Genomic DNA, 14233 nt, shown 5'->3' on the forward strand with positions numbered 1-14233 from the left:
CCGTTCAAAGAGTGGGCCCCGCTGTCGCCGAGGTGGCGCGGCCCGCTTGAGCCGCGCCGGGCTTTCGTTTAGCGTGGCGGCATGAGCACCACCACCCTCCTCGTGCGCCAGGACAACCTGGCCAGCACCCGCCTGTTGACCGCCGACGACACCCCGCTGGAAGGCGGCCAGGTCCGCGTGCGGGTCGAGTCGTTTGCCCTCACGGCCAACAACATCACCTACGCCGCGCTGGGCGACATGCTGAACTACTGGCAGTTCTTCCCCACGGGCGAGGCAGGCTGGGGCATCGTGCCCGTGTGGGGCTTTGGCACGGTGACAGAGTCACAGCACCCCGAGGTGGCCGTGGGCGAGCGCCTCTATGGCTACTGGCCCATGGCCAGTCAGGCCGTGCTGTCGCCCCAGCGCGTCAACCCCACGGGCTTCAGTGACGGCGCCGCGCACCGCGCGGGCCTGCATGCGGTCTACAACCACTACCTGCGCACCGGCACCGACGGGCTGTACCGCGCCGACAACGAAGACGTGCAGGCACTGCTGCGGCCGCTGTTCATCACCTCGTGGCTTATCGACGATTTTCTGGCCGACCAGCAGTTCTTTGGCGCCAAGCGCATGCTGCTGTCCAGCGCGTCGAGCAAAACGGCCTACGGCACCGCCTTCCAGCTTGCACAGCGGGAGGGCATCGAGGTCATTGGCCTCACCTCGCCGGGCAATGTGGCGTTTTGCGAAAGCCTGGGCTGCTACCACCGCGTGGTCACCTACGACACACTGGACCAGATCGACGGCGCGACGCCCAGTGTCTACATCGACTTTGCGGGCAGCGTGGGCCTGCGCCAGCGCATCCACGCCCACTTCACGGGCCTGGCCTACAGCTGCTCGGTGGGCGCCAGCCACGTGCAGGACCTGGGCGGAGCCGGCCAGCTGCCCGGCCCGCGCCCGGTGATGTTCTTCGCCCCCGCCCAGGTCAAGAAGCGCCACGCCGACTGGGGCGCCCAGGGCCTGAACGACCGCCTGGTAGCGGCGTGGAACCAGTTCAGCACCGCCGTGTCGGCCGGGCCGCAGCCCTGGCTGGTGGTGCAGCACCATACAGGGCCCCAGGCCACGCAGGCGCTGTTTGCGGGCGTGCTGGCGGGCAGCGGCGACCCGCGCGCCGGGCATATCGCGACGATGCTGCCTGGCTGAAACGCTATGCCGGGCCGTCAAGGGCGCGGCGGCGACAATGGGGCATGACCCCATTGCCCCCCGATACCGCTGCCAACGCCTCGAACGACCAACACCCCTACGCCCGCCTCACGCCCGACCAGGTGCTGGACGCGCTGGCCAGCGTGGGCCTGTATGGCGATGGCCGCCTCATGGCCCTGTCGTCGTACGAAAACCGGGTGTACCAGGCCACACTGGAAGACGGCGAGCGCGTGGTGGCCAAGTTCTACCGCCCTGGCCGCTGGTCTGAGGCCCAGATCCTCGAAGAACACGCCTTTGCCGCCGAGCTGATGGCCGCCGAAGTGCCCGCCGTGGGCCCGCTGGTGCTGAACGGCACCACCCTGCACCAGCACGATGGCTTTGCGTTTTCCGTCAGCCCCTGGCGCGGGGGGCGCCAGCCCGAGCTGGACGACTTCGAGGTGCTGGAATGGATCGGCCGCTTTCTGGCGCGCATCCACACCGTGGGTGCGGCCCAACCGTTTGTGCACCGGCCGCTGCTGGACCTGGAGACCTTTGGCACAGCATCGCGCGACTGGCTGCTCACGAACGAGATCATTCCGCTCGACATGCAGGCCACCTGGAAGGCCCAATGCGACAAAGCTCTTGAATTGATAGCTTCCAGCGCTTATCCATCAAGCGCTGGAGCCTCATTTGGCTTAGAAAATGCAACAGCAATCCGCCTGCATGGCGACTGCCACCCCGGCAACATCCTCTGGACTCCGCTGGATGAATGGGGCCGGGGCGGCCCGCATTTTGTGGACCTGGACGACGCGCGCATGGGTCCGGCCGTGCAAGACCTGTGGATGCTGCTGTCGGGCGACCGGCGCCAGCGCACCCACCAGCTCGGCGCACTGATCGACGGCTACGAGCAGTTCCGCAGCTTCGACCGCCGCGAGCTGGCGCTCATCGAGCCGCTGCGCACGCTGCGCCTCATCCACTACAGCGCCTGGCTCGCACGCCGCTGGCAGGACCCGATCTTTCCCGTCAACTTCCCGTGGTTTGGCACCAGCGACTACTGGCGCGGGCAGGTGGACATGCTGATCGAGCAGATTGAGGCCATGCAGGAAGAGCCCCTGGTGGCGTGAAATGAACGCGCACTGAGCCGCCTGCGCTGCGGTGTGTTGTGGTGCAGGCCGCTGCGGCGCCCCGGAGAGGCGCCAGAGGCGCCCGGGCATTGCAAACGATTGTCAACCCGTGTGCACAGGGGCGCGATGTCGCGCAACATCCAGAGACGCCTTCCTGGAAAGGCGTTTTCTGACTTGCGAAGGGCGCTTGCGCCCGAAGACCGACACCATGCGCATTGCCGTCCTGCACGACGACCCCCTCTTGCCCGACATGATCCGGGGCGCCCTTGAGCGCCACCACCATGTGTGCCATTTCTATACCAGCGGTGCGAGCCTGCTCAAGGACACACGGCACGAAACCTTTGACCTGCTGATCTCTGGCTGGCACCTGCCGGACATGGATGGCATCGAGGTCATCCAGCGCCTGCGCGAGATGGCCGGCCAGCAACTGCCCATCCTGCTGGTTACACGCCGCAATGAAGAACGTGACGTGATCGAAGCGCTCAACCGGGGCGCGGACGACTACATGGTCAAACCCCTGCGTGTGGGGGAGCTGGTCGCCCGCGTTGCGGCCTTGCTGCGGCGGGCGTATCCGCAGGCCATGGGCCAGCAGCTGGTCTTCGGCCCCTACCGGTTCGATCCGGAGAAGCGGCTGCTGTCCCTGCACGGCGAGCCACTGGCGCTGAAGAACCTGGAATACGAACTTGCCCTTTTCATGTTCCGCAACGCGGGCCGCCTGTTGTCGCGCGCGCACCTGCGCGAAGCGGTGTGGGGCGAGCGCAGCGAGGCGCCTTCACGCTCGCTCGACACCCACGTTTCGCGCCTGCGCACCAAGCTGCAGTTGACGCAGCAGGCCCACGGCTATGCGATCACGGCCATCTATGGCATGGGGTACCGGCTGGACACGGTAGACACGGTGGCCCTGGCGGACCCACGCGGCTGACACGCCGCGCGCAGGGCGGCGCACAAGCCGCCACGTGCTCCTTCCCTGAACAACAAAAAAAGGCCAGCACGCTTTGCAGCGTGCTGGCCTTTTGGCGTTCAGCCCGCCGCCGCGAAGTGATCGCGGCGGTGGTGGCTGCCGGGCTACCGGCGGCGGCCCATGGCAGGGTGCTGCCAGGCCATCAGACCCAGCAATGCAGCCAGCAGGATCAGGCCCCATTCCGACAGCGTCGGAATGTTGCTGGCGTTGCCCGTCACCGTCGTCGAGGCGCTGGACGTGTTGTTGCCGGGGTTGGTGTCGCCCGGTGCATCCACCGTGGCAGAGTTCACCAGAGGACGCGCACCGCTGTAAGGGGTGGCCAGGGTGGTGTTGATCGTGAAGGTGCGCGATGCCCCCACCGCCAACGCTCCGACGCCGCAGCTGACAGTCCCGGCCGCGTTGACGCAACCTGGCGCTGAAACAAAGTTCACCCCGGCGGGCAGCACATCCACGACCTGCGCTCCATCACTGGCCAGCGGGCCATTGTTGGTGACCACCAAGGTGTAGGCGAGCGCAGCGCCGGGCGTAAGAGGACCTGCCGGCGCTGTCTTGTTCAGCGCCAGATCCGTGGCCACGGTAAAGCGGCGCGCGGTGGTGTCATGGGTCACCACGTTGTTGGCCAGCGTGGTCTCGGTTTCGTCCACCACCACACTCGCCTGGTTGAAGGCCGTGCCGCTGGTGGCGCCATTGACGGTAAGGGTCTCCGCGCGCATGACGTAGGTGATGGTGGCGCTCTGGCCGCTGCTCAGCCCCGGAAAGCTACAGGTCAGCGTGCCGCTGGTCGCCCCCATCGTGGGTTCGGTACACGCGCCGCCTGCATTCACCGTGAGCGCGCCCTGGTAGCTGAAGGTGGCCGTGGGCGAGGAGCCCGGTGCGGGGAAGATGTCGGTCATCACCACGTTGGTGCCGAACGACGGCCCGCTGTTGTTCACCGTGATGGTGTACGTCGTCGATTGGCCCAGGTCTACCGGGTCAGAGCTGTCCACCTTGTTCACCAGGATGTCCAGCTGCGCGGCAGTGACCGGGGTGCTGGTGGTGGCGCTGTTGTTGGCGGTGTTCGACTCGGCGGTTGCCGTGGTCGCAGCCACACTGTTGACCACCGTGCTGCCCGTTGCACTGCCCAGGGGGCGCATGCGGTAGTTCACCGTCTGCTGCGATCCGGAATTGATGCTGGCCCAATTACAGGTGAGCGTTCCGCCCACCGTGCCCGCGGCGATGGGCGCGCAGCTGCCGCCCCCGCTCACGCTCACCACGTCGATAAAGGCGGCATTGGACGGCAGGGTGTCCACCATCTGCACGGTCTGTGCCGTGGAAGGCCCTGTGTTGCCAATCGTCGCCACGAAGGTGATGGGAGCCCCGGCCGCAACGGTGGACGGAGTGGCCGTCTTGGCAGCCGTCACATCCACGATGGCCGTGACCTGGCTGGTCACGCTGCCACTGTTGTTGGCCTGGTTGGGGTCGCCCACGTCGGTAGAGCGCACGGTCGCGGTGTTGGTGCGAGGGCCACTGACGGCAATGCTGGGGCGCACCACCACAGTCACGGTGGCCTGCGCGCCGGAGTTCAGCGTGCCCAGGTTACAGCTCAGGTTCTGCGAGGTGCCGTTGGTGACAGCGTTGGGCGTGCAGCTGCCTTGCGAGGCCACGGCAGATTGAAACCCCCCGGTGTTCACAAGACTACCCAGCGTATCCGACACCACCACGTTCGTGGCAGCGGCCGGGCCGACGTTGTCCACAGTGATGACATAGGTCAGGTTCTGGCCCGCGACCACAGGGTCGGGCGCAGCGGTCTTGGACACCACGCGCAGGTCGGCCTCGGTGGCCGTGGAGGTCACGCCCACGCCCACGCAGTTGTTCGCACCGTTGCTGTCCACGCGCACACCCGCCCCCAGCGCCACGCAGGCGTTGTTGGTGGCGGTGCCAGTGCCCGTCAGCACGGCCGACACCGTGACGGCAGGGGCATTGGTATTGGCGTTCAGGCCGGTAGAGCGCGAGCAGGTCCAGTTGCCGGGGCCGGTGAACGGCAAAGCGTCGCAAGTCCAGCCCGCCGCGCTGACCAGGCTGTCGAGCCTCACGCCCGCCGGCACCTGGTCGGTGATGGTGATGGTCTGGCCATTGGGCACGGCCAGCGGCCCGGTGTTGCGCGCGGTCAGCGTGTAATTGAACGCCTGGTTCGGCACCACGGGGTTGATGCTGGCCGTCTTGGTCAGCTGCATGTCGGCGTCGTTGCTGGCCGTCACGTTGACCGAAGCCGAATTGTTGGCGGGCACCGGGTCTGGCAGCGCCGTGCTGATACCGGCCGTGTTGCCCAGCGTGCCTGCGCTGTTGGCCGTGGCGGTCACGGTGATCGTGGGCATGTTGCTGAAGTTGGCACCGGTGTATTCGGTGCGCGTGCAGGTGATCGTGGCGTCACAGACCCAGCCCGTGCCGACGGCAGATACGAAGCTGAGTCCGGCGCCCAGCGTATCGGTCACGGTGACCGGCTGACCCGCCAGCGACACCCCACCGTTGAGGCGCGGCGTGAGCGTGTACACCACGTTGGCACCCTGGGCCACGTTGGAGCTGGCGGCTGTCTTGGTGATGGACACGTCGGCACCCGAGGTGGACGTCACGTCCGCCGAGGTGGTGTTGTTGGAGGTGTTGCCATCGGGCATGGCGGAGTTGTCGGGCTTGATGCCATCGATGGCAAAAGCCGCCGTCACCGTGCCATTGACGTTGGACACGGCGGGAACCGTCAGCACCGAGGCGGACGCTCCACTGGCCAGGGTGCCCGTGCGCGTGCAGGTCACATTGCCGCTGCTCAGCGGATAGCCGCCCGATGGCGTACAGGACCAGCCCGTGCCTGTCGGAACAGAGGTAATCGACGCGCCGGCTGGCACTGTGAAGGTAATGCGCTGGCTGCCATCGGCCGCGTTCGGGCCGTTGTTGGCAGCCTGCAGCGCGTAGCTGTAGGCCTGGCCGGCCACAACGTTGGCCGTGGAGGGCGTAGCCACCAGCGCAAGGTCGGCCGCCTGCGTGGCGGTGGTGTCCTGCACGCTGTTGACGTTGTTGCTGGTGTTCGGGTCGGACGTGGCGCTGCCAGCCGTGGCGGTGTTGGTCCAGACCCCGGCGGAAGGCAGCCGCACCCGGATGGTCACGGTCTGGTTGCTGTTGAACGGGATATTGCCCAACGTGCAATCGACGACACCCGCCGCCTGGCTGCAGGTGCCTGCTGTGGTGGCCACATCCACGAACGTGGAGCCCACCGGGAGTGTGTCCGTCAGCGTGACGCCGGTGGCGCCGTTGGGGCCGTTGTTGTCGATGCGCAGCGTGTACGTGAAGATGCCGCCTGCGGGCCCGGGGTCCGGCGAATCCGCATGGTTGACCACCAGGTCGGCAGACTGCGCCATGGCTGCACCCGCAAACAGGCCACCCGCCAGCAAGAGCCAGCGGAAGCGGCGTACCGCGCTGTGCGCAGGGCTTGTAGCAGGCTGCGCGGGCCCACTGGATGTGCGCGCGCGCCAGAAGGCGCATGCGCCCTCCCAAGATCGCGTCAATCGATAAAGCATCAAAAATACTCCTGAGGTGAATGGCTCCGACTTCCGGCCACGCCGCAACCTCACCAGGCCCCGAGGGGCTGGCAAAAAATGCAGGGAGTGCGTGGATGTACCGTGGCCGCCACGGACCAAGGCTGTGTTGGAATTTATCGACGGACGGGGGCGCAATCCGCCCGGCAACAATCGTTAACGGTTGCGAACGGTATTGCGTATTGTTTGCACCACGGGTGCACGCCACCCCGGTGGGCAGCACGGGTGGTGGACCGGCTGGGGGCCCCTGGGCTATGCTGCGCCATCTTCGATCTACCGCGAGTTGGCCCACCCATGAAGGACATGTTTCGCACGCTCCTCTCCATTCGCCAGAAGCGCAAGCCCGCCCCCGTGGGGCCTTTGCCCGCCGTGGGCACCGTGATCCTGCGGGGGCAGGTCAAGATGGCCGTCACCCATCCGCTGCCCAGGGAGCTGTGGGACTGGCTGGTGCTGTCGGGCTGGCGCAACCTGCCGGTAAAGAACGACCGGCGCAAGGGACTGCGTTTGCCAGAGGGCGCGCTCAAGGAGCTGATCGACACCCCCTCACAGGAACGCAACCAGGCACACAGCCGCATCCTGGAGCAGGCCCAGCCCGAAGATTGAGCGGCTTTGTGAAGCCCTATAAAAAAACCGGTGGTACCAGGCACCACCGGTTTTTACTATTATTTTTATAGCATTTAGTGCTTGATGGACAAGCGCCAGATGCCGATTTGGCCTAAGTTTTTATACCAGCAAGGCGTTCACGCGCTTCACATACGCGGCGGGGTCCTCAGGCAAGCCGCCCTCGGCCAGCAGGGCCTGGTCAAACAGGATGTGCGCCAGGTCGTGGAAGTGCACACTGCCATCGAGCTTCTTGACCAGCGCGTGCTCGGCATTCACCTCCAGCACAGGCTTGGTCTCGGGCGCCTGCTGGCCGGCCTGCTTGAGCATGCGCGCCAGCTGGGTGCTCATGCCATCGTCCTGCACCACCAGGCAGGCGGGTGAATCGACGAGGCGGGTGGTCACGCGCACGTCTTCGGCCTTGTCCTTGAGCGCTTCTTTCAGCTTGGCCAGCACAGGCTTGAAGGCTTCGGCAGCTTCCTCGGCCGCCTTCTTCTCGGCTTCGTCCTGCAGCGTGCCCAGGTCGACCGCGCCCTTGGCAACGCTTTGCAGCGGGGTGCCGTCAAACTCGTGCAGGTAGTTCAGCGCCCACTCGTCCACGCGGTCGGTCATCAGCAGCACTTCGATGCCCTTCTTCTTGAAGACTTCGAGCTGTGGGCTGTTCTTGGCAGCGGCCAGGGTGTCGGCGGTGATGTAGTAGATCGCCTCCTGGCCTTCCTTCATGCGGGCCTTGTAGTCGGCAAAGCCGACCGTCACGGCGTCGCTGGTGGTGGACGCAAAACGCAGCAGCTTGGCCAGGCGCTCGCGGTTGCCAAAGTCCTCGCCCAGGCCTTCCTTGAGCACTGCGCCAAACTCGCTGTAGAACTGCGTGTACTTGCCTTCCTTGGCCTTGTCGTCGGCATCCACCACATCGGTCACGCCGTCGGCATTGGCGGCGGTGTCGTGCTTGTCGTGTTTGGCCAGGTCTTCCAGCATCGAGAGCACGCGCTTGGTGGAGCCTTCGCGGATGGCACGCACGTCGCGGCTTTCCTGCAGCAGCTCGCGGCTCACGTTCAGCGGCAGGTCGGCCGAGTCGATCACACCCTTGACGAAGCGCAGGTAGGTGGGCATCAGCGCTTCGGCGTCGTCCATGATGAACACACGCTTCACGTACAGCTTCACGCCGGCCTTCTTGTCGCGGTTCCACAGGTCAAACGGCGCCTTGGCGGGGATGTACAGCAGCTGCGTGTACTCGGTGTTGCCTTCCACGCGGTTGTGCGCCCAGGTCAGCGGGGCCTCGTGGTCGTGGCTGATGGTCTTGTAGAACTCGGCGTACTGCTCTTCGCTGATGTCCTTCTTGGGGCGCGTCCACAGGGCGCTGGCCTTGTTGATGGTTTCCCACTCGCCGGTCTTGACCATGCCGCCGGGCTGGCGGCCGCCGTTTTCGTCATTGGGGTTGATCAGCTCGCCGTCTTTCCACTCTTCCTTTTCCATCAGGATGGGCAGGCTGATGTGGTCGGAATACTTGGCGATGACCTGCTTGAGCTTCCAGGCGTTGAGGTATTCCTCGGCGTCGTCGCGCAGGTGCAGGATGATGCTGGTGCCGCGCTGGGCGCGGGTGATGGTCTCCACCTCGAAGTCGCCCGTGCCGCCACTGATCCAGCGCACGCCTTCGTCGGCCTTCAGGCCCGCGCGGCGCGATTCCACGGTGATCTTGTCGGCCACGATGAAGCCGGAGTAAAAGCCCACGCCAAACTGGCCGATGAGCTGGGCATCCGCCTTCTGGTCGCCTGAGAGACGGCCCATGAAGTCCTTGGTGCCGCTTTTGGCGATGGTGCCCAGGTGGTCGATGGCTTCTTGCTGGCTCATGCCGATGCCGTTGTCGGTGATGGTCAGCGTCTTGGCGGCCTTGTCGAAGGTCACGCGCACTTCGAGGTTGGGGGCGTCTTCAAACAGCGCGGAGTTGTTCAGGCCTTCAAAACGCAGCTTGTCGCAGGCGTCCGACGCGTTGGAGATCAGCTCGCGCAGGAAGATCTCCTGATTGGAATACAGCGAATGGGTGACCAGGTGCAGCAGTTGCGCTACTTCGGCCTGGAAAGACAGGGTTTGTTTTGTGCTCATGGTGTCTTGGAGGTTGCTGTGTAAGGTGCAAAAAGAACGCGTTTCACGCCCAGGAGGCCAGGAACGGCATTCGCGCGTGTTCACCTCGGGGCGGACTCGGTGATTTCAAGGGTTGCACTGTGCGGCGCACGCCCCTCACCACCTGCGGCCCGCACCGAAGCCATCCCGCACAGCCATTTCGGCGCTGAAGATTGTTGACAATTTGCAGGCATTTGACAGCATTTTCTGTCATTTAGACCCCATAAGATGCACGCCACCGAAGGCGCTCGGTGCGAGGCCGCCTTCCCATCCTCTGCCCCTTTCTTCCGGAGCCCTCTTGCCATGCCCACATCCCTGAAAAAATGGTCCGCTGAGTTCCTCGGCACGTTCTGGCTGACATTTGGCGGTTGCGGCAGCGCCGTGCTGGCTGCCGCCTTCCCGCAGCTGGGTATCGGTTTTGTCGGCGTGTCCCTGGCATTTGGCCTCACCGTGCTGACCGGGGCCTATGCGCTGGGGCCGATCTCGGGCGGGCATTTCAACCCTGCCGTGTCGGTAGGGCTGGCGTTGGGGGGCCGGTTCAAGGCGTCCGAGCTGCCGGGCTACGTGGTGGCCCAGGTGCTGGGCGCCATTGCTGCAGCGGCCGTGCTGTACCTCATTGCCACGGGCAAGCCGGGCGCAGACATCGGGGGCTTTGCCACCAACGGCTATGGCGAACACTCCCCAGGCGGCTATGGGCTGATGGCCGCCGTGGTGACGGAGGTCGTGCTGACAGCCATCTTCCTCATCGTGATCCTGGGCGCCACGGCCAAACGCGCGGCCAGCGGCTTTGGCGGGCTGGCCATCGGCATGTGCCTCACGCTCATTCACCTGATCTCCATCCCGGTGACCAACACCTCGGTCAACCCGGCCCGCAGCACCGGTCCGGCGCTGTTTGGCCCAGCCTATGCGCTGTCGGAACTGTGGGTCTTCTGGGCCGCGCCCATTGCAGGCGCACTGCTGGGCGCCGCCATCTACCGCGCGCTGCTGAGCGACGACTGAAGTGAAACACCCCCTGAGTCGCTTCGCGCCTTCCCCCTCTCTCGCCTCGCTGCGCGAGCCGGGAGGGGGACGCCCCCAGCGCGGCGGGGCGGCCCTTGCGCGGGAGCACTGGCCTGGGCCGCGCCAGCTTCGTGCGCCCGTGGGTGGCGCGAAGCGCAAGGTATCACTGGTGCGACGTGCCTGCCGCGCTACAGCACTGTCTGCAGCTTCCAGCCTGGCATTCCGGTTGAATGCAAACCATGCGGGCCTTGTGGCGGCCTGCCCCGTCAGCCTTCCAGCGTGATGCGCTGCACCAGCGACTGCAGGATCTGGTCGGCCTTGTCATTGGCCACCTGGCAGGTGCCCGCTGCGGCATGCCCACCGCCCCCGAACTCCAGCATGAGGTTGCCGATGTGAACCTGGCTGCTGCGGTCCAGGATGGACTTGCCGGTGGCCAGCACCGTGTTCTGTTTTTGCAACCCCCACATCACGTGGATGGATATGTTGCAGTCAGGGAACAGCGCGTAGATCATGAAACGGTTGGTGGCCCAGATGGTGTCCTCCTCGCGCAGATCGAGCACGACCAGCTTGCCGATGCGGATGGCGCAGCGCTGTAACTGCTCCTGGGCCTTGGGGGCGTGTTCGCGGTAAAGTTGCACGCGCTCCTGCACATCGGGCAGAGCCAGGATCTCTTCAATGGTGTGGTCGCGGCAGTACTGGATGAGGTCCATCATCAGTGCGTAGTTGCTGATGCGGAACTCGCGAAAGCGCCCCAGGCCCGTGCGCGAATCCATCATGTAGTTCAGCAGCACCCAGCCCTGGGGGTCGAGGATGTCTTCGCGCGAATACTGGGCCGAGTCGGCCTGGTCCACCGCCGCCATCATCTCGTCGGTGATACGCGGAAAGGCCGCCTTGCCGCCGTAGTGGTTGTAGACCACACGGGCTGCCGAGGGGGCATGGGCTTCGATGATGTGGTTTTCGGAGCGCCGCCCCGAATTGCGTACCGTTTCGGACTCGTGGTGGTCGAACACCAAATGGGCCCCGGGCACATAGGGCAGGTTGGTGGTGATGTCACGGCTGGTGATGGCAATCTTGCCGTCCTGCATGTCCTTGGGGTGGACGAAAGTGATCTCGTCGATGAGGTTGAGCTCATTGAGCAGCACGGCGCACACCAAGCCGTCAAAGTCGCTGCGGGTTACCAGGCGGTATTTCACGTCACTCACTAGCTTCTCCTTGTTACATATCTCGTGGCCACATGGTAGCGGTGGCCTCACACCCGGCAAGACCGCTGGCGGGGAAAAACAGGCCATCCGAACCGCTTTTCCGGTTCTGCCGTGTTGCCTGTTTTTTGCTTGTCTTCACGCAGGCTGCAGCCATTGCTCCAGCTGCTGCGCCACACCCGCATCCCCCAGCAACGCCAGGTGGCCCATCCGGTGGAACACGGCTTGCCGACTCTTGGCAAAACCCAGGGTTCGTTTCGCATCATCATGGATGCCCAGGGCACTGTGCAATGGCACCAACCCGTCCCCCACCAGCCGCTCGGCCGCCGGACTGCGCCGCGCCGCCAGCGTGGCGGCAACAGCATGGCAGGCCACCCCATCGGGCAGGGGCACGGGGGTGCGCCGGTCAGGGTGCCGCACGAAGCGGTCACGCCCCTGCCAGTCGGCCTCCAGCACATGGCCATGGCGCAAGTCGGTAATGCCCGCGCTACGCAGCTGCGCCAGCCGGGCAAACGGCCGGGAATACGGCGTGCTGCCCAGCAGGGTGTCCACCCAGTGCCCTGCGCGCTCCAGCGGTGCGCCATGGTGGGGCGTTCCCAAAAATACGAGGTGGCGCAGCAGCGCCTGCCAGCCCTGCCCCGCAGCCGCCGCCTGGTGGCAGGCACTGCGGGCCACCAGGCCGCCCATGCTGTGGGCCAGCACCGCTACCTCCTTCACGGGCACGGGCCAGGCCGCCACCAGGGATTCCAGCTGGGCGGCCAGCTCGGCACCATTGGCGGACGTGTGCAGGCCCGTGTTGTAGCGCAGGTAGACCGGCGTATAGCCCAGCGCCTGCGCGAGGTGGGCGCCATGGTCATGGCCCTGGTGCAGCCACTGCAGATCGTTCATGCACAGGCCATGGACCAGCACCAAGAGCTTGCCCGTGGCCCCGCCGCTGGCGGCCAGGGCGGGCAGGTCCAAAGGCAGCCCATCCCGGTAGAACCCCATGCGGGTGCACAGTGGGTTGTCGTCGCGCTGCAGGCGGTCGCCCATCACGCCGTTGAGGGCGGCGAGCACGGCCTCGCGCTCCCACTGCACTGCGGTGGGCGGCGCATCGGGTTCAAAAAACGGCTCCAGCCGCGCCAGGCCTGCCTGCAGGCCCGCGTCCACCAGGCGTGTCACGCCCCGAATGCTCTGGTAGACCAGCCCGGTCAGGCCGCGCGCCTGGCCCGGCTGCGCCCCTCCAGGCAGGCCCAGCGTGCCCAGCACCGACTGGTGCACCCCCTCGGCCACGCGGCTGATGCCCGTGGTGGCCTGTGTGGCCAACCGCGCCACTCCCCGCAAGTCGGACGCACGCAACTGGCGCAGCGGATGGGGTTTGGCTGCGTTGGCAGCATCAGCGCGCGGTCGCGGTGGGGTAGGCATGGAGAAGGCTCCGTTCAAGGGATGCGGTGCGGTGACGCGGGGAGCCTGGTGGTACTCAGAACCGCTCGCTGGGAGACAGGTAGCGCCACTGCCCCACCGGCAGATTGCCCAGGGTGACGCGGCCGATGCGAATGCGCTTGAGCCCCACCACCTTGAGACCCACCAGCTCGCACATGCGGCGGATCTGGCGCTTCTTGCCTTCGGTGAGCACAAAGCGCAGTTGCTCGGGGTTCTGCCAATCGACCTTGGCGGGCTTGAGCGGCTCGCCGTCCAGGCTCAAGCCGTGGCGCAGCCGGGCCAGCAACGCGGGGGGAAACACCGCCTGCACATTGGTGCTGACAGGATCGCGCTCGTCAATCTCCTGCAGCGGCGCGGAGCGCTCACTGGGATGGCGTGGCACCACCTGACCCGGTGCCTGGTAAACGACGCGCACCAGGTACTCCTTTTCCATCTCGGAGTCCTCACCAATGATCTGCCGGGCCACCCGACCATCCTGGGTCAGCACCAAGAGGCCCACCGAGTCGATATCGAGCCGCCCCGCAGGCGCCAGGCCACGCAACTGCGGCGGAGAAAATCGGTTGCGGCTGGGGTCGTCACGCCAGTGCGTGCGGGGGTTGATCAATGCCACCGCCGGCGTGTGGCCATCCTCGGCCTGGCCGCTCACATAGCCGATGGGCTTGTTCAGCAGGATGGTGACGCGCTGCTCCTGGAAACCCTGGGCAACCTTGTCCACGTCGATGCGGTCGGTGGGCAACACCTGCACGCCCATTTCGGCCACCTGGCCATTGACCTTGACCCAGCCCTGGGCGATCCAGTCGTCCGCCTCGCGCCGCGAGCACAGGCCCAGCTCGGCCATGCGCTTGTTCAGGCGGGAGCTGACCATGCCGTTCACGGTGATCGTCGCGGACGCCCGTTCGGGCGCTTGCTTGATGGGCGCAACAAACGAGCCCGACGCCGTGCGGTAGTTGGGGGGCGCGGACGCCCTGGCAGCGCGCGGCGGCGGCGCAGGCCGGACGGGAGCGGCTTTGGCGGCCACGGCGGGACGGCGGAGAACAGGACGGGTTGCGGGTGCCGCTGGTGCGCTGGCACTTGCAGCAGGCGCAGGGGCAG

The 14233-nt window shown here is 66.1% G+C and carries 10 protein-coding genes; 5 read left to right on the forward strand and 5 right to left on the reverse strand.

The genetic code is table 11. The features are described from left to right. The first annotated feature begins 81 nt into the window (after window positions 1-81). From ACQ4MJ_RS18355 to ACQ4MJ_RS18365, 3 genes are all read left to right on the forward strand, one after another. Window positions 82-1176 (forward strand): DUF2855 family protein, encoded by a 1095-nt coding sequence (locus ACQ4MJ_RS18355; protein WP_431151712.1) that lies wholly within the window; start codon window positions 82-84, stop codon window positions 1174-1176. 44 nt (window positions 1177-1220) lie between these two features. Continuing rightward, on the forward strand, window positions 1221-2279 hold the full coding sequence (locus tag ACQ4MJ_RS18360) for a serine/threonine protein kinase (RefSeq protein WP_218298962.1): 1059 nt from the start codon (window positions 1221-1223) through the stop codon (window positions 2277-2279). A gap of 208 nt (window positions 2280-2487) precedes the next feature. Continuing rightward, window positions 2488-3201, forward strand: coding sequence for a response regulator transcription factor (locus ACQ4MJ_RS18365; RefSeq protein ID WP_228897503.1), 714 nt, complete (start codon window positions 2488-2490; stop codon window positions 3199-3201). Between the two features lie 143 nt (window positions 3202-3344). Here ACQ4MJ_RS18365 and ACQ4MJ_RS18370 read toward each other — a convergent pair whose 3' ends face one another. Continuing rightward, entirely contained in the window at window positions 3345-6626 is a 3282-nt protein-coding gene (locus ACQ4MJ_RS18370) for an IPTL-CTERM sorting domain-containing protein (RefSeq protein ID WP_431151711.1), read from the reverse strand. A 471-nt stretch (window positions 6627-7097) separates the two neighbouring features. On the opposite strand from ACQ4MJ_RS18370, the gene ACQ4MJ_RS18375 reads away from it, so the two are divergent. Then, a complete protein-coding gene (locus ACQ4MJ_RS18375; RefSeq protein WP_055400148.1) occupies window positions 7098-7406 on the forward strand; it encodes a hypothetical protein in 309 nt (102 codons plus the stop codon). A gap of 120 nt (window positions 7407-7526) precedes the next feature. Here the strand turns inward: ACQ4MJ_RS18375 and htpG are convergent, their stop codons facing one another. After that, window positions 7527-9503 carry a molecular chaperone HtpG gene (gene htpG / locus ACQ4MJ_RS18380; RefSeq protein WP_431151710.1) on the reverse strand — a complete coding sequence of 659 codons (1977 nt, stop codon included), beginning with the start codon at window positions 9501-9503 and terminating at the stop codon, window positions 7527-7529. 321 nt (window positions 9504-9824) lie between these two features. On the opposite strand from htpG, the gene aqpZ reads away from it, so the two are divergent. Then, window positions 9825-10520: an aquaporin Z gene (gene aqpZ, locus ACQ4MJ_RS18385; RefSeq protein ID WP_055400143.1), complete on the forward strand. Its 696-nt coding sequence runs from the start codon at window positions 9825-9827 to the stop codon at window positions 10518-10520. A gap of 266 nt (window positions 10521-10786) precedes the next feature. Here the strand turns inward: aqpZ and ACQ4MJ_RS18390 are convergent, their stop codons facing one another. The 3 genes from ACQ4MJ_RS18390 to ACQ4MJ_RS18400 all read right to left on the reverse strand — a co-directional run bounded on the left by ACQ4MJ_RS18390 (window position 10787) and on the right by ACQ4MJ_RS18400 (window position 14006). Beyond that, complete coding sequence (locus tag ACQ4MJ_RS18390) at window positions 10787-11722, reverse strand: hypothetical protein (protein WP_055400141.1); 936 nt, start codon at window positions 11720-11722, stop codon at window positions 10787-10789. Between the two features lie 135 nt (window positions 11723-11857). Next, the gene (locus tag ACQ4MJ_RS18395; RefSeq protein WP_431151709.1) at window positions 11858-13123 is read right to left on the reverse strand and encodes an esterase/lipase family protein; all 1266 of its coding nucleotides are present in this window, start codon (window positions 13121-13123) and stop codon (window positions 11858-11860) included. Between the two features lie 55 nt (window positions 13124-13178). Next, window positions 13179-14006, reverse strand: coding sequence for a pseudouridine synthase (locus ACQ4MJ_RS18400; RefSeq protein WP_121508843.1), 828 nt, complete (start codon window positions 14004-14006; stop codon window positions 13179-13181). Window positions 14007-14233: the final 227 nt, after the last annotated feature.

This window comes from Acidovorax facilis, assembly GCF_050626955.1.
Classification (GTDB): domain Bacteria; phylum Pseudomonadota; class Gammaproteobacteria; order Burkholderiales; family Burkholderiaceae_C; genus Acidovorax; species Acidovorax facilis.

What these genes read in the sequence shown, in the direction of transcription:
- ACQ4MJ_RS18355 (WP_431151712.1), top strand. Translation starts at nt 82, where the DNA reads ATGAGCACCACCACCCTCCTCGTGCGCCAGGACAACCTGGCCAGCACC.
- ACQ4MJ_RS18360 (WP_218298962.1), top strand. Translation starts at nt 1,221, where the DNA reads ATGACCCCATTGCCCCCCGATACCGCTGCCAACGCCTCGAACGACCAA.
- ACQ4MJ_RS18365 (WP_228897503.1), top strand. Translation starts at nt 2,488, where the DNA reads ATGCGCATTGCCGTCCTGCACGACGACCCCCTCTTGCCCGACATGATC.
- ACQ4MJ_RS18370 (WP_431151711.1), bottom strand. Translation starts at nt 6,626, where the DNA reads ATGGCGCAGTCTGCCGACCTGGTGGTCAACCATGCGGATTCGCCGGAC.
- ACQ4MJ_RS18375 (WP_055400148.1), top strand. Translation starts at nt 7,098, where the DNA reads ATGAAGGACATGTTTCGCACGCTCCTCTCCATTCGCCAGAAGCGCAAG.
- htpG (WP_431151710.1), bottom strand. Translation starts at nt 9,503, where the DNA reads ATGAGCACAAAACAAACCCTGTCTTTCCAGGCCGAAGTAGCGCAACTG.
- aqpZ (WP_055400143.1), top strand. Translation starts at nt 9,825, where the DNA reads ATGCCCACATCCCTGAAAAAATGGTCCGCTGAGTTCCTCGGCACGTTC.
- ACQ4MJ_RS18395 (WP_431151709.1), bottom strand. Translation starts at nt 13,123, where the DNA reads ATGCCTACCCCACCGCGACCGCGCGCTGATGCTGCCAACGCAGCCAAA.
- ACQ4MJ_RS18400 (WP_121508843.1), bottom strand. Translation starts at nt 14,006, where the DNA reads ATGGTCAGCTCCCGCCTGAACAAGCGCATGGCCGAGCTGGGCCTGTGC.